Source organism: Gracilimonas sp. BCB1, assembly GCF_040117685.2.
Classification (GTDB): Bacteria; Bacteroidota; Rhodothermia; order Balneolales; family Balneolaceae; genus Gracilimonas.
On sequence record NZ_JBEDYP020000014.1, the window covers coordinates 240,206 to 264,618 of the forward strand.

A 24,413-nucleotide genomic window follows, 5' to 3' on the forward strand; every position below is an offset into this window, starting at 1 on the left:
TGAGAGATACATAAATACAATGAACAGATATAAACATCTCTTAGGTACATTCTTATTAGTAATAGTTGGAAGCTTTCTTCAAGGATGTGAATCATCCATCGAACCAATAACAGAGGGAAACAGGACATACTCTATCTATGGGCCTTTGAACATCAATGAAGCACCCAACTACATCCGGGTTCATGACAACAAAGCATTATTGAGCGAGGAAAGTACTTATCCACTCGATGTGGAGATGACCTTCACCAATTTAAGCTCCGGAGAGATGGAAGTGTTGGAAGATAGTATGGTAGAATTTGACAATGTCTATACCCACAACTTCGAAATAAACATGCCTGTTCAGTTCGACCAGCGGTACCGGATAAGTATGCAAGATGAGAAAGGGGTTAGTTATGATATAACCTCGGTAACTACCAAAGAAACGGCACTTACCGTATTAAAGGATAGTGTGACCTGCATATCTCCATTTAGAATCCGGCTAACAAACATTGATTTAGAAGCAGGAGAACGCCTGGATGCTGAAGTGGCAATTAAGGTTGGTCAGCAATGGCTATGGACTCCCAGGGAAATGGGGAGGGTACATGATGAGGATACAGAAAACCTCATTTTGTCGTGGACTCCCTACAGCATTTCTGAATTCGTATTCGGACCATTTGATGCCTTATACTGTGATGAATTCTCCAGTGAAAAAGTCCGGTTTAGGTTTACCCATATCGGCTATATTGAGGGTGACGAACAGTCTGACGAGAGGGATGAAAATCGAATACAGCCGGCCCCGGATAAACAAATCGTACTCAGCAAGTACTCAGGTGAAACGGAAATACAAATTCATCCCTGTGAATTTGATGGTGATCCTCTTTCATGTGAAATACACCATGATCCGGAGTAGAATGGAATTATGGTGTTTACGTGCACCTAAAATTGATTCACTGTTCTTCGGATGATACTCACACAATCCATTAGCTCTTCTTCCGTCATAACAAGGGGAGGAGCGAAACGAATGATATTTCCGTGAGTGGGTTTTGCGAGTAATCCATTGTCTTTCAGAGCCACACAAAATCTCCAGGCGGTATCACTCTCCGGAGAATCGTTGATGATAACGGCATTCAGTAATCCTTTTCCGCGCACCTTCACGAACAGGTCATATTCTTCAACCAGTTTATTCATTTCGTCCCGGAATATTTCACCCAGCTTACGGGCATTTTGAGCCAGCTTTTCTTCCTGCACTACATCCAAAGCGGCTATGGCAACTTTACATGCCAGCGGGTTACCACCATAAGTGGAGCCATGCTGCCCGGGTTGGATGACTTCCATAATATGACCGTCAGCTAACACCGCTGAAACCGGATATGCACCGCCCGACAATGCCTTTCCTAAAATAAGCATATCGGGTTTGGTGTAGGTAGATTGTCGCTCACAATGACCGGCGCAGGTGCAATCTCCGCAAACGGCCAGTAAACTACCCGTTCGGGCAATACCGGTTTGGATCTCGTCAGCTATAAAAAGCACGTTGTTTTCTTTTACAAAGGGCAGCTGCTTTTGGGATGTAGTCATCATCAGGCACTACCACTCCGGCTTCACCCTGTATAGGTTCGGCCAAAACACCCGCTATATTCGGTTGATTTAATGCTTCCTCAAGTGAATCAATATCGTTATATGGAATCTTAATGAAGCCGGGGGTATAAGGTCCGAAATTCTTTCGGGCATCCGGATCATTGGAGAATGAGATTACCGTGGTGGTACGCCCGTGGAAGTTGTTCTCCAGTACGATAATTTGAGCTTCCTGCTCAGGAATGCCCTTTTTCTCATACGCCCACTTCCGGCAAATTTTGATGGCGGTTTCAACCCCTTCAGCTCCGGTGTTCATGGGAAGCACTTTGTCGAAGCCGAAATAATCGGTGATGTACTTCTCGTACTCACCTAGCACATTGTTGTAGAACGCGCGGGAGGTAAGGCTAAGCGTGTTTGCCTGTTCCGTTAACGCCTGAATTATTTTCGGGTGGCTGTGCCCCTGATTGACAGCAGAATAGGCCGATAAAAAATCAAAATACTTATTTCCCTCGGGGTCCCAAACATGCACGCCTTTTCCTTTCGATAATACTACCGGCAGGGGATGATAATTATGGGCTCCGTATTCATTTTCTAACGCGATGGCTTGCTTACTGTCGATCATAAAACTCTTTAATTCAAATTTTCTCAAAATTACTAAATCAAACACTCAAAGATTAGTAAGAAATCTAAAAAATCTCTTGATATCGGTTGGGTAAAAGTCGTATATTGTAAGCCTTCACCGCGGGGTGGAGCAGCTGGTAGCTCGTCGGGCTCATAACCCGAAGGTCGCAGGTTCGAATCCTGCCCCCGCCACTACTTAAGCCTTCTGATTTTATCAGAAGGCTTTTTTTATTTTCACCCGTCTCATCTTGTTTGTTATCATAGATATGTTATTTAGATAGTTCCATAATAAAAAAAGCGTTTGTTGGTTATTGAATGGAATTGTTGGAAGCTTATCTTATAATTCGGCTTAAAATTAAACTAAACGGATACCGTTCAATTCTTGATGCAGGCAGCTATTAGACATTTAAAGCTTTTCTTGTTGGTGCTTTTTGCGGGGAGCGTTCTCACCAATTGTTCCGATTATTATATAGATGATATTGAAAGAGGCGGCGGATACAATTACGAGTTTGGTTTTCCTGAGTTAAGGGTTTCCACCGCTGGTTATTATAATATAGAAGGCACACCCGTGATAGATGTATCCGGAGATATTGTGTATGCGGGTTTGATTTATGCCGAAAATGAACAAGGGGATCTTCAGGCAGATGTTTCTATAGATATTAACATCACCGATCAGGAAAGCGGAGATTTTGTAGCCCGCGAAACGATTTCGGATTCACTGGTCAGCGATAACAATAGCGTCATCTTCAGTCAAAATGTGCATCGGTTTACTAAACTCTTTGAAGTGAGGCCGGGTGCCTTTGATGTTGAAATTGTACTGACAGACGAAAAATCAGGCAAACAAACCACTCAAAATAACAAGGTAACCATTCCTGATTATGCTGATCGGATTGCGGCTATATCTGAAATCCAGATCTTCGGGAAAAACAATACGCTGAGAAATACTGACTTTGTCCCTGTTACCACCTATGATGTTCCCGGTCAGCTCGACTCATTAAAGTTCGTGGTTCAGATTACCAACAGCACCAACAATGATATTACCGTTAACTCACGCCTTAAGAAATTCCGGGCCGATACTTCTATAGCCTGGCCCATGAAGTATTCAGGACTACCCCCGATCCAATATAAGGTACCAGGGAATTGAGTACGATGAATTTGACATTCTTCAGTCCGGAAGCCGGACTTTACAGCAGCAGGGAAATATTTTTATTGAATATGCTTACGAAGACCTGCCTAAGGGGAACTATCGCCTGGAAGTTGAGATAACCGATGGGAATGAGGTTGAAACCATATCGGGGCGGGAGTTTGGAATTAAGCCTCCTTTCTATCCCGCGGTGAAAACGGCTCGAAAAATGGCGGAGTCGCTCTTTTATATTATGGAGGAAGATGAATACGAGGCATTGATGGAGATCGAAAACACCGATTCGCTGAAAAGTGCGATCGACCGGTTTTGGCTCAGGAATATAGGAAACGCTGCTTTAGCCAAAGAGGCCATCTCCATGTATTATAACCGGGTTGAAGAAGCCAACAAACAGTTTTCAAATTTTAAAGAAGGGTGGAAGACCGATCCCGGAATGGTTTATATTCTTTTCGGCCCGCCATGGAGTGTTGATGATGTATTTAACTCTCGTATGATTTGGTACTATACCAATAATCTGGATGATCCTGAACGAGGCTTTTTATTCAGAGTATCTGATTTAAAAAGTAAATACTTCCCCTTTGACAATTACATTTTAGACCGTAATATTTTATACCACAATCTGGAATACAGACAAATACAACGCTGGAGAACCGGTAATATCCTTACAGCAGATCTTTAACGCTATAATTTAAAATCCGATATCATGATACTATCAAAACAAATCAAGAGCACTTTACTTTTTACTTTAGCAGCTTTATTTGCCCTTCCGTTATCTGCACAAACTAATGTTACTACGGATGACATACGTGAAATGGTGAGCTTTAACCTGATTCCTACTTTTCAAACAACCAATGTAAAAGGGAACCCATACATCGCCGATAACTTTGTAACGGGCTCTTTTGAGCTGTACAGTGGAGCGAAGACCGAGAACCTGGAAATGAATTACAATATCTATGAGAACAGAATAGAAATTGTTGATGGTAACCAGGTATATGCTGTTTCCGCTGATGACGTTAAAGAGTTTGTTGTAAAACTGAACGGAGAGGAACGTGTGTACAGAAAAGGGTTTGAGTCAAGAAGGCTGGATGCCAACCATTTTGTTGAAGTGAAGGCAGACGGGGCAATGAGCTTTTTGGTAAAGCAGGAGGTTAATTACTCCGAAAACTCCAGCGCAGGGTATGGCTCGGCATCAAAAGAAGAAGTCTATTCAAAAAACAAACGCTACTATATTGAAAAGGATGGCGAAGTGCATGAACTGAGACGGTTAAGACATCGCCGGGTAGTGAAGCATTTTGAGGGTAATAAACAAGTAAACAATTATATCAAAGAGAACGACCTGGATCTATCAAATCCTGATCATATCAATAAGGCTGTGAAGAAGTACAATGAAATCACATCTTAAAAAGTAAATTATTTAATAAATTTTAAAATTTCAGTTACGTATTAAGTAGTATTGTTAGGCTGCAATTTCAGACTAAGTATTAACTAAGGTCTGCTCTGAAAAAATATCATTTAACATTTTTTAATAACTAATGAAATACAAATTATTAGCTGTAGTTGCCACTATATTATTATTTACGGCTTCTTGTTCAACAACTAACAGTTCTCAATTTTTAGCTCCGGACTATTCAAAAGAAAACACTGTAAGAAATTCTACCATAACCATTTTACCGGTAGAAGCAGAATACTTCTTTAATTTATTTCCTAATTATGTATACGGAGAATTAAGGCCAAACGAGTCTCATATCTTTGATTATTACCTGCCATTCTATATAGAAAGGAATACAGATGCTGATGTGACTTCTATATTCAAAGGAGATTCACTGAATGGTTCTGCTTTTGAAATGAAAGTGTTGAATCTGGGTACGGATGAAAAAATGCAAATCATTGGCCCCAAAGAGGAAACGGCGGTAGCTATGGAAGCTATAAATAGCCGTTTTACTCTTATCCTGGATCAGTACAATTATCAAATGTATACCATTGAAACAGGGGGTGGGAATTACGCTGGTCACGAAATGCAAAAAGAAACACGGCTTAAGTTTGAAACCAAATATCTGATCTGGGATAATGACTTGAAAAAAGCCGCCGCCTGGGGTAAAGTCAATTCAGTAAAAAAATACTCTGTAATGGACGGGGATCAGGTTTACAGAAACTTACTGGGTGATGTGTTGGAGAAAATCATTCAAAAAAGTCCTTTTTCTTAATTTTTTTTACCCGTTTCGGTTGGCACTATCTGAAATCTGATTATATTACAGGGTATGGCAGGACATAATAAATTTCTGCGACCCAGCAATGAAAAACATTTAGGTTAACAGAAAATACTTTTCTCGTAATAATTAATAAGTAGGTATAAAATACCTGTACTCCCTGATTTTCTAACTATCACTTATTCGTGAGTATGAAAATTCGGGTATTATTGGTTTTGTATTTTAATGTTAATCTAATATTATCACTCATTGCCTTTATAGCTACTATAACGTGCTATGTAAAACCTATAACTTAAATCAAAGCTACTATGTTTAAAAAGCTACTATTTACAGTATTTGCTTTGTTATTATCAGCGAGTGCGTTTGCACAGAGCGGATCACTGACAGGGCAAGTTACAGATGCTGAAACAGGTGAGCCATTAATTGGTGCGACTGTTTATATTGAATCGCTTAACAAAGGTGCCCAGTCTGATATTGACGGAAATTACACGATTTCCGGAATCGACGCCGGTGCTTACACTGTGTCCTACCGATACGTTGGATACGAAACGGTTACAAGAAGTGTAGAAATCGGCTCCGGTACCGTAACACTTGATATTCAATTAAGTGTGGATGTTGTTGGTCTGGACGAATTAGTTGTTTCCGGTTATGCTGTACAGCAAAAACGGGAAATCACCGGTTCTATTTCAACCATTTCTTCCGATGAATTTGAAAATGTTTCACTGCAAAGTACAGAAGCTCTTCTTCAGGGTCGTGCTGCTGGTGTAAACATTACCACTACTTCCGGTAACCCGGGTGGTGCATTCAAAGTGAATATCCGTGGTAATGGTTCTATTAACGCGGCTACTGAGCCTCTTTACATTGTGGATGGAGTGCAAATTTCTTTTGCTCAAACTTCTTCACAAGCCAGTACTACTCCACTGAATGCTATTAACCCAGGCGACATTGAGTCTATTGAGGTACTTAAAGATGCAGCTTCTGCGGCTATTTATGGTGCTCAGGCTGCTGCCGGTGTAGTAATCATTACCACTAAGAATGGTAGTGCAGGACCAACCCGAATTACTGCAAGAGCTGAAACCGGTGTTCGTTCTCTGGCCCGTAACGTTGACTATATCTCTTCTGAGGAATACGTACGTTACATGGGTGAAGGATTTGCCCTTAATAGTGGAGTGAGTGACGTAAGTGCCGATGGTGCTGACATTTCTTCTTACGAAGATACTTACAGAAACTTCTTCTTAGGTTTCTTTGGCGCAGATCCTGATTCTGACCCGAATGATCCTCAGCTGACAAACACTGACTGGCAGGATTTCATCTTCTCTGAAGGTGTAACTCAGAAGTACAATGTTTCTGCTTCAGGTGGTAACTCAACAACCAATTTCCTGCTTTCCGGTGGATATGAAGATACTGAAGGAACAGCTTTTGGTAGTGACTTTACCCGTCTGAACTTACGTACCAATATTGATCACGACATGACAGACAAGCTGCGTGCCAGTGTTCGTTTGAATATTTCTCGTGCTACCCAAACCGGTGTATGTCAGGATGGTAACTTTATTAACTGTCCTCCATCTCAGGCTATGTTCGAAGCTCCAATGAGTTTCCCATACCTTGCTGATGGTTCTTACAACCCTAACACTCGTTTTGGGCTATCTACAAACCCTGCTGTTGTGAAAAACGAAGTTGACCGTAATAATACAGTTACTCAGGTATTAAGTGCTTTAAAGCTGCAGTACCAAGCTAACGACTGGTTATCTTTCAGTGGTAGTGCTAACATTGATTACCGAAATACACAGGATGAGCAATACCGTTCTGCTGTTGCAGCTCCGGCCCAAAATGGTTGGATCAGCTTTGCAAACCGAAACGTAGAAAACTATCAGGGTAACCTGGTGGCTAATGCTACCCGTACCTTTGACGGTGTTCATGCTGTTTCCGGTTTCGTTGGAACTGAGTTCCGTTCAGATTATTCCGAAAGCCAGGTTACTCGTGGCGACGGACTTCCGGGACCATTCTTCACTGTATTAAGTGCTACTTCCACACCTACTTCAGCTGCAGGTATTAACAGCCAGTGGAAACAAGCCAGTTACTTTGGTAATGCCAAGTATACCTACGATGAGAAATACATCCTTAACGTTGTTGCCCGATACGATGGTAACTCCCGATTTGGTGAAGAGACTCGCTGGGGATTCTTCCCATCTGTTTCTTTGGGTTGGATTATCTCTGAAGAAGATTTCTTAGACATTGAAGCTATCGATCAGCTGAAACTGCGTGCCGGATACGGTACTACCGGTAACTCTGCGATTGGTAACTTTGCTTCCCGTGGCTTGTATTCTGCTTCAGGTTCATACCTTGGCTCAACAGGCTTGCGACCAACTCAGCTTGCTAATGCCAACTTAGGTTGGGAAGAAGCTCAGGAAATCAATATCGGTCTTGACTATGAATTATTTGAAGGCCGAATCTTTGGTTCTGTTGATGCTTACCAAAAAGATAATACTCAGCTGTTATTCGACCGTCCGCTTCCTTCAAGCAGTGGATACGGTGACATTACTGAGAATATTGGTGAAGTTAGAAACACAGGTATTGAGTTTGAAATCAATACAGTGAACGTAGCTGCTGCCGGTTTCAGATGGCAGTCACGCTTTAACGTTGCATTTACTGACAATGAAATCCTTGAACTTCCAAATGGAACACCAATTGATGAAGATGATTTGTTTGAAAGTCTTCAGGAAGGAAAGCCAATCGGTTTAATTCAGGTAGTACGATGGGCGGGTGTAAACCCTGCTGATGGTCGTCCTATGTGGTACGATGCTGACGGAAACATTACCTACACCCCAACCAACTCTGTGGACGCGGTTGAGTACAAAGATGGTGTAGCCAATGTAACCGGTGGTTTTGGAAACACAATCAGCTACAAAGGATTCAGTGCTGATGCGTTCCTACAATTCAGCTTTGGCCAGTGGGCTTTCCCTGGAACCGACTACTACTTTACAAGAACACCTGATTTCTTGATGAACCTGACTACTGAAGTTAATAAGCGCTGGACAGCTCCAGGTGACATTACTCACTACCCACGAGCTATGGAAGCTGGTACCGACTTTGCAGAAACTGCAAACTACCGTACCCAGCTAAGTACTGGTTCAATCTACAATACCAGTTACATTCGTCTGAAGAATGTATCTCTGAACTACGATCTGCCTGACAGATTTACTCAGAGCTTAGGATTGAACAACGTACGCTTGTTTGCTTCTGCAGTTAACCTGGTAACATGGACCGCATGGCCATGGTACGATCCGGAAGTAGCTGCTGACACCGACGACATCTACGGAAACGAAGTTTACGCTTCTTACCCGACTGAGCGACAGGTGAATGCAGGGATTGAAATCCAGTTTTAATCAAAAAATTAGATAGACATATGAATAATTTAAAAACACTAAAATACGTTCTTGTTGCAGCGCTGATGGTAGGTTTTACCAGCTGCGACAGCCTCTTGGACGATGTAGAGCCTTCTACTTCTGTTTCTTCTGAAGTAGTGCTTACAAGTGAAGAAGGAGTGGACGCTCTGAGAGCTTCCATGTACTCAAAAATCCGTGAAAATTTCGGATTTACGACAGAATATTTCATCGGCCCAAGTGCTTTTGCTGATGAAACCCGTAACCGACCCGGTTCAACCCGGTATCAGGCACTAACTGTAGCTACCGGTACAAGCGGTGGTACAGCTCACCTTAACAATTGGGGCCTGTATGAAATCATTCAGGATGCAAACCTGATTATTGGAGCAGTGGAACCTTCAGTATTCGAAGATCCGGCTACCCTTGATCTGTATCGGGGAGAAGCTTTAGCTCTTAGAGCTTTTGCGATGCATACCATGGTTCGTGTGTATGGATATGAGCCCGGTAACTTTTCAGTAGGCCCGCAAGCCAACTGGAATGCCGGTATTGTAATCCGTACAGAGCCTGTATTGGATCTTGCAGATGCTGATACCCGTGCCAGAAGCACCGTTGGTGATGTGTACACTCAAATATTAAGTGACCTGAGTGATGCCAGAACCTTATTAGCTGGAGAAAATGCTGATAACAGATATGTTACAGAAGCTTTTGTAGATGCACTAAGTGCCCGCGTAAATCTTTATGCCGGAAACTGGGCTGATGCTGCTTCTGCTGCACAGGATGCTATCGACAATTTCCCGGGAACCTTGGTTGATACTCAAACCGGTGTTGCGGAAATGTTCGACGAACGTTCCGGAAACCACCCTGAAGCTATCTTCAAAATCGTTGTAAACAGCGATACCGAGAATTCAACAGGTGGTGGTTCTTTTGCTAACAACGGTCCGGCTACTTATACAGCTGACGGATTCCTGGCTCAACTGCCTACACAATTCCTGTTAGACAAGTACGATGCTGCTGACTATCGATTAGGTTGGTACCAGGACTGTACTACTACTCAGTTGAACCCGTTAACTCAGCCAACAAACTGTACTGGTGTTAACACCAATGGTTTGGTAAGTGTTAAGTTTGGCGGAGAGAAAGGAAACTCTGTAGATGACATGCCAATGATAAGACTTGCAGAAATGTATCTTATTCGCGCAGAAGCGTTGGCTAAAGATGCTAACAGTCCTGCAGCTGGTGTTACACCACTTCAGACTCTGATGACTGCTCGTAACGCAGGTACCGTTCCTGCTTCAGCTCTTACTGATATGACTTCTTTTGAAGATTATATTCTGGATGAGAGAATGCGTGAACTGGGAGTTGAAGGACACCGTTTCTGGGACCTGAAGCGTTTAGCTCGTGATGTTCGAAATCCGGATGGATCTATTAAGATGCGTGCCGATTCTTACCGAATTCTTGCAGAAATCGGTTCAGGATTGAGAAACGTAAACGATCTATTGGAAGAGAATCCAGGTTACGACGAATAATCAGCCTACAGAAATTTTCACATAAAATATTTTATCCAATGAAACTTAAAGCACTAATACTTGTACTTATACCGCTTTTGTTCGTAAGCTGCGACAGCCTCTTCGACAAAGGTGATGTAGAAGGAAAGTTCAATGGACCTGCTCAAATTGAGTTCAAGCCTCTTCAACAAGAAGCAAATCAAAACAGCGGTTCATTTGACGTAGCAATTCAACTGATCGGTAAGCAGAGAGGATCTGATCTTCCGGTTAGCTTTAATGTAGATGGTTCTTCAACAGCTGTTGAAGGAACCCACTACAATATTTCTTCAACCTCAGCTACTATCGCTTCAGGTACCAGCACTGTTTCAGTGACGATTGACCTGATTGATGGGAACCTGGCTGCAGGAGAAGAAGTAACGTTAATTCTGAACCTGGAAGATGCCGGTGATGTAACCGCTGCTCCTAACTTGGATCAGTCTACTACCTTTATCTTTGGTTCTTAATTAAGATCCAATTCGTTATACTTAAAGTCATGCTCCGCGAGGAGCATGACTTTTTTTAATTCATAGAAGTTTGTACACCATGAAATTCAGTAAAACCGCCCTGTTACTTAGTTTTGTTCTGGCATTAGTTATTTCATCTTGCAGCATTTTTAACCCCGATATACAGGTTGAGAAACGTGTGGCTTTATTTTTTGAAGTTGATGAAATTGCTGATACCCTGCAGGCAGGACAGGACACACTCAGAGTTGATGAGTTCAAATTTTCCATAGGTCAGTTTAATCTGGCAGGAAATGATATTGAACTGGGAAGCTCAAATAGTATTCGATCCTTTATATTTGGTTTCGATAAAAATGCTACCCAAGAGCGATTGGTTATTAGTGTAGGCTTATCCATTGCGGATAATGCTACTTTTAATAGATATACCATGTTTTTACGTCCTGTTGCGGAAGGCTCTAACGTAATTGATGATGACTTTAGAAGTTCGAACGGGAACTATTCTATTATTGTGAAGGGTGTATATAACGGAAAGAACTTTAATTTCCGAACTCGGACGAATTTTACAAAGGAGTTATTCTTTGAAGATGTAAAGGTTAATGATGATGATGAAACTATTGTAATCATTAAGTCAGTAGACTTGAAAGACGTGTTTTACGACGAGAATGATAATTTGATTGACCCTACCAATTCTGAGAACAGCTCGCAAATCATTGAGAACATAGAAAGCTCTATAGCTCTTGAAGCCTTTGCTTCAAATTTACTTTAGTAAGCTTATTTCGATATTATTTATTGTCTCTTAATGCAATTATAGGTTTCGGGTCAAAATACTCCCGTTAAGCCACCGGTTAATCTGTTGATATTGTATCTGATGATAAAAGCCATTTCGCTGAAGCAGGTAATTGAAGAACGGATAATACTTTGATTTCAGTTTGGACTGGTTAAAAAGAAAAGTTTTTTCCGGATCGTTTTGGTTATAAGAATAAGACCAAACCATCTGATCCGAAAAACTATCACTATACCATGGCGGGCCAAATAAAATATAGATCATTCCGGGGTCTGTTTTCCAGCCTTCCTTAAAATTAGAGAACTGTTTATTGGCCTCTTCCACACGTTCGTAGTAAAGAGAGATAACATTTCGGGCCATGTTGGAATTCTGAATATTAGAAAGCCAGAACCGATCGATAGCTTTTTTCATTTTTTCCGGATCTTCGATGCCCATTAGTTTTTCATACTCATTCTCCTCCATTAAATAGGCAAGGGGCCGCGCCAGCTCTTTAGCCGTTTTTAAAGAAGGGTAGTTGGGGCTCTTGATGCCAAAATCTCTTGCTTTATAAAGTTCATTTTCTTCCCCTTTATTTGAAGTTACTTCAAGCCGGTAATTTCCCCGTTTCAGATTGGCAAACTCGAACTCTATTAGCACACTGCCGGTTTGGTTTAGTGTTCGGGTTGAGGTTTGAATGACCTGATAATCATCATACTCGATACCCCGATACTGAATGCTGGACGGCGAATAGTTATTGAAGTGCATGGGCCGGGCAATTGAAGTGTCCGTTTCGAATTTGATAAGGCGTGATTCTATTTCAAGAGGGTCATCGGGTTTATTGTTGGTAACCTGGAAAACAAATTTCAAAGAATCTATTTTCGATGGAATATCATAGGTAGTTGCCTGATTAAAGCTGCGTTGTGAGCTGCCCGTATTTTTACCCAAAATTCTGATCTCTGTGATATGGGAAACATTATCAGATGGATCAGGTAGTTCGGTTCTGCTTGTTCGTATAGTACTCTTTCCGGTTTTTTGATCAGTCACTATGGTTTGAATTTCGTATGCGCCTGGAGAAACAGTGAATGACTCTTCAAAACGAAAGACTTCCTGATTATTAATAATACTTTGATCGGCTCTTCTTACAGTTTGAACAAATTCTCTTCTTTTAGGAAGTTCATTTTCATCGGAAGTACTTCTGATGATTATTTCCACAAGGATGCTTGCCTCAAATACACTATCTCTCTGGGAATAGACCAGGCTTCCAAATACCACGTTTCCGGAAACAATGATTCTGGGGGTGTTTGATTCAGTGATTTGACCGGTAGTAGCCAATCTCAGTTCGGGCAATCCCGGCTGATAATTATATCCGGATCCCCGGTCAATATCGTCAACATATTGATTTGAACAACCCTGAAAAATCAAAAGTATGAGAAAACTAAGAACAAAGAGGGTAACTCTATATAAACGAATCATGGGGTATTTACTCAATTATAAATTTGTTCTAAATAGTAGCAGAAGTCTTCAAAGAAGGTATAAAAGTAATTACAAGGCATCATTTATCATAACCTATATAGGCGAGAATATATTTCATTCACAATATTTTTTTCCTAAAAGACTACAGAACAATGAGCTAATCATACAGGCTAATTATTGTTAGCAACTAAGAATGTAAATTAGGGTTGAATCAAGGACGTCATTTGGTTATCATCGCTTACATTCTTTAACAGAAACATTACAATAGAGGTATAATATGTTGAAAAAGCTACTTTTCAGTACGATTATGTCCATGGTTTTTATGTCGGCCGCCTTTGCGCAATCGACAACCATAACCGGGACAGTAACTGATGCAGAAACTGGCGATCCTCTTCCACAGGTTGCGATATACATTGTGGATTTGGCTACTGGTGCTGCTACAAATATTGATGGTGAATATTCAATAAGTGATGTTGATTACGGAACCTACACATTTCGTGTGAGTTCGGTAGGTTTCATTACCATTGAACAAGAAATGACCGTCAATGCAAACAATAACACATTCGATTTTGAACTGGCACAAGATCTTCAGCTACTTGAAGATGTTGTTGTAACTGCTTTTGGTGTAAGCCGTGAGCAGAAATCTATCGGTTATTCCGTTCAGGACGTTGACGCTGAGCAACTTGCACAAGTTGATCAAAACAGCGTTGTTGGCGCTCTTGGCGGTAAAGTTGCCGGTGTTCAGGTTGTTGGAAGCCCGACTATGGGTGGATCTGAGCGTATCCGAATCCGTGGTGTTAACGGCCTTTCTGATGGTCAGCCATTATTCGTTGTAGATGGTACACCTGTTGACAATAGTTCATTCTTAGTATCTGGTGGTGGGTCTGCCCGAGGTCGTGACCTTGGTAACCTTGCATCTGATATTGATCTGAGCAGTGTCCAAAACGTTTCCGTACTTAAAGGTGCTGCGGCATCTGCACTTTACGGTAACCGAGCTGCTAATGGTGTGATTCTTATTACTACCAAGAACGGACAAATGGGTGCTGACCAGCCGGTACGCATCGACTTTTCTAACAGTACACACTTTGAGAACGTATACATTCTCCCTGATTACCAAAACCAATATGGTGGTGGTTATACACAGGATTTCTTACAGTATACAGATCCGGCGGATGGCCAAACTTATAATGGTTTGAACTATGCGGCTGATGAGAGCTGGGGTCCAAAAATGGACGGAACGATGTATCGCCCATGGTGGTCTTGGTTTGATCATGACTTTGATGGTGACGGACAAAGCGACTATGGAACAGAAATTCCAATGGAAGCCAACCCGGACAACATTCGTAACTTCTACGATACCGGTGTTCGTATTTCAAATAAACTTTCTATCTCCGGTGGTTCAAGTAACGCAGCGTATCGCGCTGGTGTGAATAACACGAACCAAACCGGTGTATATCCGAACTCCGATCTTGATAAGACAGCTATTAACTTCAATGGTTCATTGAATCACAATAATAAGCTGACTTCAAGTATTGCATTTAACTATGTGAACACTCAGGGTAAAGGACGACCTGCAACCGGATATTCAGCTGCTCAGGGTAACCCTGCACAGTCTATGAATCAGTGGTTCCAGCGTCAGCTTCGAATGGATTACCTGAAGCAGTACGAGCAGGATAACGGGACTAAAATGTCCTGGAATATTCGTTCCAACACCAACACCCGCCCGCTTTACTGGGATAGCCCATATTTCTCTGTATATGAAAATGTACAGCAGGATGATAGGGACCGTGTTTATGGAAACTACAATCTTTCCTATAACGTAAATGAAAACATTGAACTGCTTGGTAAATTACACCTTGACCAATATTCATTTACTGTAGAAGATCGGATTGGCAGTGGAGGTCTTGAAGAAGACTGGTATTACATTGCTCAGCGTTCCCGCCGAGAGGTGAACTATGAGTTTGGTGCTCGTTTTAACCAGGACTTCGAAGATATCTCAGTTTCAGGTTATGCAGGATCAAATATTCTTACTCAGGACTACAGTTCTGTAATCCAGCAAACGGTTGGTGGTCTTTCCACTCCGAACTTCTTTAATATTGATGCTTCGGTAAACCGACCAGCTGTAACCAGTTATAAAGAGCAGAAAGAAGTACGTAGTTTATTTGGTACAGCTACTCTTGGTTACAGAGACTTTATCTATGTTGAAGGTTCTCTGAGAAATGACTGGTCCTCTGCACTGCCGGAAGACAATAATTCATACCTGTATTATGGACTGTCAGGAAGTTTAATCTTCACTGAATTTAGCATGTTCGATAATCAGGATATCCTGAGCTTTGGTAAGCTGAGAGCTTCTATTGCACAGGTAGGTAGTGACCTGGATCCATATCGTATCCTTCAGACATTTAACAGTGGTACGCCTTATGGAAGCCAGCCTACACAGTCTATTCCTAACGTTCTTTCTAACCCTGACCTGAAGCCGGCAATTTCTTCCGACTACGAGTTTGGTGTTGACTTACGTTTCTTTAACGGAAAACTGCGCACAGACGTTAACTACTATAACTCTGTACGAGAAGATGAAATCATCCAGCTGGATGCTCCGGGATCAAGTGGTTATAGTGCTACTTTAGTTAATGCCGGAGAGTTTGAAACTACCGGTTGGGAAGTTGCAGTTGGAGCCACTCCAATTGAATCCAGAGATCTGTCTGTAGATATGACGGTGAACTGGTCTGCAAGTACCTCCAAAGTAAATGAACTGGCAGAGGGTATTGACACCCGCTTGCTTGAAAGTGCATTCTTTGGCCTTCAGTTATATGCTGAGGAAGGTAAAGAGTGGGGTAGAGCTATTACTTCCGGTGGATATGGCGGAACGTCATACCACGAAAATGGTAAGCCCATTGTTAATGCTTCCGGTACTGCTTATGAGCTGGAATACAACAAAGACTTAGGAAACATCCTTCCGGACTGGAATGGTGGTTTTAACCTTGACGTGAACTACAAAAACTTCTCATTAGGAACATTTGTACAGTTCCAGAAAGGCGGGAAGTTCTATTCTATTTCAAGAATGTTTGGTGCTTACTCAGGTCTGACCCAAGAAACAGTTGGAAACAACTCGTTGGGTAACCCTGTTCGAGACCCTGTTCTTGACTCTAATGGAAATGAAGTAGTTTCCGTACCAGTAGGAAGTGCAAATTCTGCTTCCGGTGGAATGCTTCTTGAAGGTGTTGATGCCAACGGTAACGATGTTGCTTACCTGGTAAATGCACCTACTTACTGGGTGAACAAGTTCTACAACAAAGAAGAGTGGCTGGAAGATGCAAGCTACATCAAGCTTAGAGAAGTATCACTTACCTACAATATTCCGGTAAGTACTATCGAGCGACTCCCTCTGTCTCGTGCAAGCGTTTCGCTTGTAGCCATGAATCCACTCTTGATCTATTCAAGCGTTGACGGTGTTGATCCTTCTGCGATCCAGAACAACGCGAATGGATTCGGATTCTGGGAAGGTGGAACCCTGCCGGGTACCCGCTCCTTCGGATTTAATATCAACGTAGGATTTTAAATCATAGGAGACAGATTATTATGAACTTTTTAAACAACAATTATATGAAAGCTGTAAAAAGCATAGTTCTAGTTACATTAGTGACCGTTCTATTTGCAAGCTGCGATGACTTTGGAAACATCAATACGGATCCAAATAATCCATCTCAGGTAAGAACTGAGTTATTACTCACCAATGCCCAGAAAGGTATGGGCGATAAGGTGGGTGCCGTAATGGGAACTCTTTGGATTCAGTATATGGGGGAAACCCAGTATACCGATGACCAGGAGTACCGAAACGTGAATGCTAACTTCAATGGATGGTACACGGGTGAATTGCAAGACCTGCAGACCATTATTGACCTGAACTCTAATCCGGAAACAGCCGGTGATGTACTTTCAGGTGGTAGCAATGAGAATCAGATCGCGGTTGCCCGTATTCTGAAGGCCTATTTCTACATGATGATCACTGATCGTTGGGGAATGGTTCCTTACTCTGAAGCTCTTCAGGGTAGAGAAAACCTTCAGCCAGCATATGACGCTCAGTCAGCTATCTACTCCGACCTTATTGCGGAGTTGAAAGCAGCCGCCGAGCAGATTGATCCTTCTTCCGCAGCTGTTGTGGGAGATATCCTCTTTGAGGGTGATATGGATCAGTGGGCAGCTTTTGCCAACAGCCTGCGTGCACGAGCTGCACTTCGCTTGTCTGAGGCAAATGCATCATTGGGTTCAACAGAATTCGCAGATGCTGTAAACGATGGCATCATTCAGGAAGATGTTATGTATCCGTACTTAAGTAACGCGGATAATGAAAACCCATGGTACAGCCGGTTCCGTACACGAACTGACTATGCTATCCATAAAACGATAGCGGATACCATGAAAACCCTGAATGACTACCGAATTCTGGTATATGCTAACCCTGCACCGGATCAAGACAACGGAGACAGTGAAGTGACCTTCAATGAGATTGTAGGAATACCGTTTGCTGAAAACGCGGGTGATATACCTAACTCTGAGATTTCATTCCCAGGATCGGCAATAGGTGCCGGTGGTCCTAGTGTAGGCCAGCAAGATGCTCCCCTTCCGATTATTACCTTAGCTGAAATGGAGTTTGCGCAAGCAGAAGCCGTTGAGCGAGGTTGGATTGCCGGAGTGGCTGCTGATCACTATAACGCAGGTATCGAAGCTTCATGGAACCAATGGGGTGTATTCGATCAAGCTAATTTCACCGCTTACCTTGCTAATCCAGAAGTTACTTATGACACTAATACATGGGAAGAGCAGATTGGTTATCAAAGATGGCTGGCTCTGTTCCCTAATGGTTATGAAGCATGGTCTGAGTGGAGACGCTTGGGTTATCCGGATTTAGAGCCTAATGAGTGGGGGGTATTAAATCAAATACCTGTACGTTTTACGTACCCATCTTCTGAGGCGACTAACAATACGGAGAACTACGAAGCAGCTGTAGATGCTCAGGGACCTGATGCCCCTACAACTAATGTTTGGTGGGATCAATAGTCCTTAATTAATCATTTCGATTAAAATTGAAGAGCCACTTTCTTGCGAAAGTGGCTCTTTTTTTATGCCTGATATCTAATCAGGATTTACTAAGAGGGCTCTGGGATAAGATCTAAAGCTCAAAAGATTCCAACAAGCACCTGAGGATACTGATAATGGATTCTATGCCTGCGGGTTGGTCAATAAATAGAACCTCTTATTACTGTCTTGCTTTTCAATTCCATTCGATATGTCATCAATGAAAGGAAGGATATAGAGTATGATATGCAATATCAGAGTCTTTACAGTCTATTTATAATTCTGCTATACAACGTTCCAGATGGCTGACTAAGTATTATGAAGGGTATGAAGAGGAGGAGTTATTAAAATCATCATTCAGGCCAGAAAGAATGCTCGCCTTATTTTTAGAAGGGCAAAATTTAAATTTCCCATCCCTTACAAGTGCAAAGCGATGGGCGAGTTGAGCTCGACTGCTTAAACCTTGAAATAGATCAAATACTGGAATTTAAGATGTTTCCAGACAACCAGAGTTCCTTCACTCTGTATTCTATTTGAAAATAGGTGTTATCTCTTTGCAGGATGTAATGGTCGAAAGGATAGAAATCGGATTTAGATTTGCTCCGCTTAAAATAAAACGTGTACTCAGGTAAGCTCGCATTATAATTGTAGGACCACTGTATCTCATTTAGGCTTCGATTTTGGTAAAGTGGGGGGCCCAGCAAAATGTAAACCATGCCCATATCTGTTTTCCATCCTTCTTTAAAATTAGAAAAAAGCTTATTTGCTTCCTCTACTCTCTGGTAGTAAAGGGAGATTATATTTCTGGTAAGTGCCGCATTTTGAATATTACTAAGCCAAAAACGATCGATAGCTGCTTTTAATGAGTCTGAATCATCAATGGTCATCAGTTCTGCGTATTCCTTGTCCGTCATCAGGTAAATTAAAGGGGCAGCAAGTTCTTCGGCCGATTTCACAGCTGGATAGTTGTTACTTTTGATGGAAAAATCCCTGGCTTTGTACAGGGTTTCTTTATCATTGAGGTTTGGACTCACTTCAAACCGATAATTACCTCTTGAAAGATTTTCGAAGGCAAATTCGATGGTTACATTTCCGGGTTGATTGAGCTGCCGCTGAGTACTTTGTATAACTTCAAAGTTGCGATAGTCAATGCCTTTATACTTAATGCTTGAAGAAGACCTGTTTACAAAGCTCATGGGGGAAGAGTAAGAGCTGTCTGACCGGAATTTTATTAACCGGGCCTGTAAGGTAACCGGGTCGGGGGTAGAATTGAAAAACTGAAACTCGAATTTTAAGCTATCAGCCGCCAGGCTCACATCGTAGGTGGTAACAGGGAAAAAATTATCATTTAGCTCCTCCGCTTTAGCAAAAATCCGGATGTTGGTGATGTTCGTTACATCTTCTCCTAAGTCAGGCAGGTTAACATCGTCGCTTCTTAAAGTTGTTTTCCCGGTAGCCTTGTCGGTAGCTGAGACAATAACGGAGTAGTTTCCTGGGGACACATTGTACTCTTTGTTAAACAAATAAATATCGTCTTCAAAGCCGCTGGATGCCAAACTCCGGTCTAATTTGACGGGGTAGTTGAAAGTCTCAGCCTTATTCTGATCTTTATTTCTAATTTCAATTTCAATGCTAACATTAGCTCGTAAGTTGTCCTCTTCTTTTTTGAATATAAGGCTGTTCTTTGGGATGCTCCCTGAAATTAACAATTTGAGCTGTTGGTTGGAGCTGATCACACCGGCAATTTCAGTTCTTAGTTCAGGGTGCCCGGGTTGGTATGCATAATCAGAACCTCTTTTTACATCCTCTATGTATGAGCTGTTGCAACCTGAGACCACAATAAGTAAACAGATAAAGGAAAGGGTATAAAAAAAATCTCTGGGAAGTAATTTCATGGCGAGGCCTCTTTTTTTAGAAAAACAATTCACAATGATTGTAACATTTAACCTATCTTAGCTATGTTAAAACACTTGCTCACTTTAAATAAACACTCTATATGATATCTGCAAGGCGCCGAACAAAAATTGTATGTACCATTGGCCCCAGCTGTAATACACTTAACAAGATAGAAGAACTTTTATTACATGGTATGAACGTAGCCCGTGTGAACTTTTCGCACGGAACCCACGAAGATCATGCAAAAGTAATTAAGCATATCCGGAAAACAGCAAAGAAATATGAGTATAGCGTCCCGGTTTTGATGGATTTGCAAGGTCCTAAAATCAGAGTGGGCCAGATGAAAGGAGGTGGAGTTGAATTAGAGACCGGCTCTGTTGTAAAAATTACCGGTGAAGATGTAACCGGAGACAGTTCGGTGATTCCCATCGACTATAAAAACCTGTTGCACGAAGCTGAGGTGGGCAACTCCATTCTGCTCGACGATGGCCTGCTTGAATTTAAGGTTATTGAGAAAAAGCCGGATTCTCTTCAGGCGAAGGTAGTTATTGGTGGTGAACTTAAATCCCGGAAAGGAGTCAATCTGCCGAATGTGCGAATTTCAATACCTTCCTTAACCGAAAAAGATCTTAAGGATCTTGAATTCGGGATAGAACAGGACGTGGATTTGATAGCGCTGTCATTTGTAAGATCAGCCAAAGATGTTCGTGATATAATTTCGAGAGTTCGGGCCGCGGGAAGTCAGGCAGCTATTATTGCAAAAATTGAAAAACCGGAAGCTCTGGATGTAATCGATGAGATTATTGAGGAAGCTGACGGCATCATGGTTGCCCGGGGCGATTTGGGAATTGAGATACCCACCGAGCAGGTTCCCATCGTTCAAAAAATGATTATTGAGAAGTGCCGGATGGCAGGTAAGCCGGTAATTACAGCTACACAAATGTTGGATTCGATGATCAATAATCCACGTCCAACCCGAGCTGAGAGCTCCGACGTTGCCAATGCGGTACTGGATGGTACTGATGCCGTAATGCTGTCCGGAGAAACAGCAGCCGGTAAATACCCGATGGAAGCTGTGAATGTGATGGACCGGATCTGCCGATCGGTAGAGGAGAAGCGTCCGCAAATATACAACAGCCTGGGTTATCGAAAACCGGAATGGAAGGAAAAACAGGTGATAGAATCTTTGGCCTATTCCTGCGTTACCATTGCTGATAATGTGGAGGCTAAAGCCATTAGCACGATCACTCATTCCGGAAACACAGCGCGTCGAATTGCTAAATTTCGTCCCAGGGTACCCATAGTTGCTTTTACTGAAAGCCAGAAAGTACGCCGCCAGCTAAATCTTGTGTGGGGTGTATATTCGGTACGCCTGGATGAACTGTTTGATACAGACAGAAGCGTTCGAATGATGGAAAATTACCTCCACGAAAACGGCATGGTCAAAAATGGTGATCGTGTGATTGTTGCAACAGGTATGCCTATTGCCAAACGTGGTCGCACAAACATGATCAAAGTAAGTACGATTGAATAAAGCAGTGCGTTAAAGCAACGATATGATAATGCGGAGACTCCTTCTATTTTCTTTTGTTTTGATTCTATTGACAGGTTGTAAAACCTCATTTCAGTCAAAATGGAAAAATTTCAACGCTTATTATAACACCTATTATAATGCTCAGAAGAGCTATCAGTCAGGGCTCCGAAAGAACCTGGATCAGCAGCGTGAGTATAATCCTCTTCAGCCCATCAGAATTCACCCCAAACCGGTAAACGCCGGTGCTTCGGATTTTGATAAAGCCATTCAAAAAGGAGCGGATGTACTTCGGCGCTATGAAGACACAAAATGGGTAGATGATGCCATCGGTTTAATTGGTAAGTCGTATTATTTCAGGCAGGAATATTTCTCAGCAGATCAGAAGTTTAAAGAGCTGTTCGTAACTACCAAAAACCCTGACATGCAGCAGAAGTCGATTTTATGGCAGGGTAGAGTACTGCTTGATATGGAGCTGTACAGTGAAGGAATCGCCTTTCTGTCTGAACAGCTAACACTTCTTGAAGGGGAATGGAATGAAGGCTATCGTGCAGAAGTAAAGACGTTGCTTGCCCAGCATCATGTTAAGGTAGAGAATTGGCAGGTTGCGGCTAACGTACTTTCTGAGGCTCTTCCTATACTTGAAAAGAAAGAATACCGGGAGAGAGGCTACTTTTTACTTGGGCAGGTTTACGAACGCTTAGGCAACCCCGAAGATGCTTTTGATGCGTATAACAAAGTTCAGAATCATTATGTGGAATACCGCATCCAGTATTTGTCTCAGCGTAAAAAAGCGGAGGTTGCACGGGCTCTTGGCCGAAATGAAGTTGCCTTCCAGATTTTCGACGATATGGTTCGGGATGACAAAAATCTTGAATATAAAGCTGAACTCGATTTCGAACTGGCCCGAACAGAACACGAACGCAATAATTACAAGCGTGCAGAAAAGCTGTACAACAATGTGCTTCACAATAATCTTCGTCAGCCTGCCCCGGATATTACAGCCCGGGCTTATTATGGTCTGGCCGAGATTTACCGTTTTTCTTATGACAATTTTGAGAAAGCCGCCGCTTATTATGATTCCGCTGCCCAAAAGAATGTAGCAGCTGAAAAACTACCGGAAGGGTTTCAGGCAAAAGAGCTGGCGGAATCGTTTGGTAACTATGCCCGGTTTAAATCACAAATAGCTCTGCAAGACAGTCTGCTTCGTCTTGGGCGCCTTTCTCCGGAAGCCTTCGATTCTGTTTTAGTGGAATTGAGAAAGAACAAAATCGCTGAAATGGAAAGGCTTCGAGAACAGCAGGAACAGCAGCAGAACCAACTGGTAACAGTAAACAGGAACGAGGATGAATCGGACGCTACCAACAATATGAGTAACGGATTTCTGAACTCCAATAACCCGGTTGTTCAGGAAAATCAGCAGCAACAGTTCTATGCTATCTGGGGCGATCGGCCTTTAGCTGATAACTGGCGGGTTGAAAGTATGATTGATTATTCAGCTATTTCGAACGAAGCAGATGGTACTGTGGCTGGATCAGGAGGTGCATTAAATCAACAGCAGGTTAACGTAAAAATCGATTTAAGTGCGATTCCATTTACACCCCAGGAGCAGGATTCAGTACAGGAACTTGTTGCGTCTTATCAGTATCAATTGGGGAACTTGTTTTTTCTATCGCTAAACTCACCAGACAGTGCCATCTATTATTTCCAGAAGGCGATAGAGAATCCTTCTAAAGTGAGTATCAATACGGTTTCTCTTTATTCACTTTCTGAGCTTTATTCTATCCAGGAAAACGAAGAAGAAGCTCGATATTATGCCCGCCGTCTCATTGAAGATTATCCTGAAACGGAATATGCCCGCCGGGTATCCGAGAAATTTGGAATCCCTTTCACAATCCGGGAGAAGGAAAACACAAAGAGTCCTTTCGAAGTGTATAATGAAATCAACTCAGAAGACTCGTTGTCACATTCCGAAAAAGCGAACAGGTTGAAACAGTTATCACTCAGTAGACCAACACACCGGATGGCTCCCAAGGCACTTTATGAGGCTATTCAGTCTTATATGTTGGCCGGGAAAGAAGCTCCTGACTATCAATCTAATATATCGGATTGGGTTGAACGAAATGAAAGGTGGGAGCAAAGGCTAACGGCTTTCCAAATGAAACAGGATTCTGCACAGGCTACCCTGAATGACACTACCATTACGGAAAAATCACGCCAGGAGCTGCAGGCCTTGGTTGATTCTTCTTTGGCAAAACCGGTATTCGAAGATTCGTTTCCCTATGAAGGAGCGATGTGGGACAGTGCCCGGACAGTGACAGAAGCTTTCTTAAATATGTTTACAGAGTCGGACTATGTAGGAAAAGTGAGCAGAATAAAGGAAGAACTTGCTGTACCTGTTGTTGAAGAAAAGATTCAACCGGCAGAGCAACCTGAAATTACAGCTGAAGAGGATACATCATCGGCCGAAGGTTATACACGTTGCGAAGATATCGGAGCAGAGCTAAGGGTACGGGGTGGGCTGCAGTCGTTCATGAGTAACCTGACCATCCCGAAAGATATTGAGGTTAATGAGTTAACCTACTTATTCCGGGTGAATAGGCGGGGTATTGTGGATAATTTCGTACTGGAGACCGAAAATGCGCCGGCTGAGCTCACTTCAGTGATAGAGCAGGGGATAGAGTCAGAATTAAGTTTTGAGCCGGTTATGAGCCAAGGACAGGCTGTCTCGGTGGAATGCAGGCTTACATTTCCGGTCAATAATTAATC

General features: G+C 42.3%; 15 protein-coding genes, 1 tRNA gene and 1 pseudogene. 14 read left to right on the plus strand and 3 right to left on the minus strand.

The window, feature by feature from the left end:
• The first annotated feature begins 145 nt into the window (after positions 1-145).
• Positions 146-889, plus strand: a complete 744-nt coding sequence (locus ABFW99_RS11850) for a hypothetical protein (protein WP_349354229.1) — start codon at positions 146-148, stop codon at positions 887-889.
• A 26-nt stretch (positions 890-915) separates the two neighbouring features.
• On the opposite strand, the pseudogene rocD reads toward ABFW99_RS11850, so the two are convergent.
• Positions 916-2,173, minus strand: a pseudogene (gene rocD / locus ABFW99_RS11855) (ornithine--oxo-acid transaminase).
• A 118-nt stretch (positions 2,174-2,291) separates the two neighbouring features.
• Between rocD and ABFW99_RS11860 the strand changes: the two are divergent.
• From ABFW99_RS11860 to ABFW99_RS11900, 9 genes are all read left to right on the plus strand, one after another.
• Positions 2,292-2,364, plus strand: a tRNA-Met gene (locus ABFW99_RS11860).
• A 193-nt stretch (positions 2,365-2,557) separates the two neighbouring features.
• The gene (locus ABFW99_RS11865; protein WP_440707503.1) at positions 2,558-3,316 is read left to right on the plus strand and encodes a hypothetical protein; all 759 of its coding nucleotides are present in this window, start codon (positions 2,558-2,560) and stop codon (positions 3,314-3,316) included.
• A gap of 145 nt (positions 3,317-3,461) precedes the next feature.
• Positions 3,462-3,992: a GWxTD domain-containing protein gene (locus ABFW99_RS11870; protein WP_440707508.1), complete on the plus strand. Its 531-nt coding sequence runs from the start codon at positions 3,462-3,464 to the stop codon at positions 3,990-3,992.
• Between the two features lie 24 nt (positions 3,993-4,016).
• Positions 4,017-4,715 (plus strand): hypothetical protein, encoded by a 699-nt coding sequence (locus ABFW99_RS11875; protein ID WP_349353584.1) that lies wholly within the window; start codon positions 4,017-4,019, stop codon positions 4,713-4,715.
• A 130-nt stretch (positions 4,716-4,845) separates the two neighbouring features.
• Positions 4,846-5,517, plus strand: a complete 672-nt coding sequence (locus tag ABFW99_RS11880) for a hypothetical protein (protein ID WP_349353583.1) — start codon at positions 4,846-4,848, stop codon at positions 5,515-5,517.
• Positions 5,518-5,828: 311 nt separating this feature from the next.
• Entirely contained in the window at positions 5,829-8,906 is a 3,078-nt protein-coding gene (locus tag ABFW99_RS11885; RefSeq protein ID WP_349353582.1) for a SusC/RagA family TonB-linked outer membrane protein, read from the plus strand.
• A gap of 20 nt (positions 8,907-8,926) precedes the next feature.
• Positions 8,927-10,426, plus strand: a complete 1,500-nt coding sequence (locus ABFW99_RS11890; protein WP_349353581.1) for a RagB/SusD family nutrient uptake outer membrane protein — start codon at positions 8,927-8,929, stop codon at positions 10,424-10,426.
• A gap of 38 nt (positions 10,427-10,464) precedes the next feature.
• Positions 10,465-10,908, plus strand: a complete 444-nt coding sequence (locus tag ABFW99_RS11895; RefSeq protein ID WP_349353580.1) for a hypothetical protein — start codon at positions 10,465-10,467, stop codon at positions 10,906-10,908.
• A gap of 79 nt (positions 10,909-10,987) precedes the next feature.
• On the plus strand, positions 10,988-11,671 hold the full coding sequence (locus ABFW99_RS11900) for a hypothetical protein (RefSeq protein WP_349353579.1): 684 nt from the start codon (positions 10,988-10,990) through the stop codon (positions 11,669-11,671).
• Positions 11,672-11,710: 39 nt separating this feature from the next.
• Here the strand turns inward: ABFW99_RS11900 and ABFW99_RS11905 are convergent, their stop codons facing one another.
• A complete protein-coding gene (locus ABFW99_RS11905) occupies positions 11,711-13,141 on the minus strand; it encodes a GWxTD domain-containing protein (protein WP_349353578.1) in 1,431 nt (476 codons plus the stop codon).
• A 277-nt stretch (positions 13,142-13,418) separates the two neighbouring features.
• Between ABFW99_RS11905 and ABFW99_RS11910 the strand changes: the two genes are divergently transcribed.
• Together ABFW99_RS11910 and ABFW99_RS11915 are read left to right on the plus strand one after the other, a co-directional pair.
• Positions 13,419-16,700, plus strand: coding sequence for a SusC/RagA family TonB-linked outer membrane protein (locus ABFW99_RS11910; RefSeq protein WP_349353577.1), 3,282 nt, complete (start codon positions 13,419-13,421; stop codon positions 16,698-16,700).
• A gap of 44 nt (positions 16,701-16,744) precedes the next feature.
• The gene (locus tag ABFW99_RS11915) at positions 16,745-18,199 is read left to right on the plus strand and encodes a SusD/RagB family nutrient-binding outer membrane lipoprotein (RefSeq protein WP_349353576.1); all 1,455 of its coding nucleotides are present in this window, start codon (positions 16,745-16,747) and stop codon (positions 18,197-18,199) included.
• A 491-nt stretch (positions 18,200-18,690) separates the two neighbouring features.
• Here the strand turns inward: ABFW99_RS11915 and ABFW99_RS11920 are convergent, their stop codons facing one another.
• Positions 18,691-20,112 carry a GWxTD domain-containing protein gene (locus ABFW99_RS11920; protein WP_349353575.1) on the minus strand — a complete coding sequence of 474 codons (1,422 nt, stop codon included), beginning with the start codon at positions 20,110-20,112 and terminating at the stop codon, positions 18,691-18,693.
• Positions 20,113-20,213: 101 nt separating this feature from the next.
• Between ABFW99_RS11920 and pyk the strand changes: the two genes are divergently transcribed.
• Positions 20,214-21,647: a pyruvate kinase gene (gene pyk, locus ABFW99_RS11925; protein ID WP_349353574.1), complete on the plus strand. Its 1,434-nt coding sequence runs from the start codon at positions 20,214-20,216 to the stop codon at positions 21,645-21,647.
• Between the two features lie 28 nt (positions 21,648-21,675).
• On the plus strand, positions 21,676-24,411 hold the full coding sequence (locus tag ABFW99_RS11930; RefSeq protein ID WP_349353573.1) for a tetratricopeptide repeat protein: 2,736 nt from the start codon (positions 21,676-21,678) through the stop codon (positions 24,409-24,411).
• The last annotated feature ends 2 nt before the right edge of the window (positions 24,412-24,413 follow it).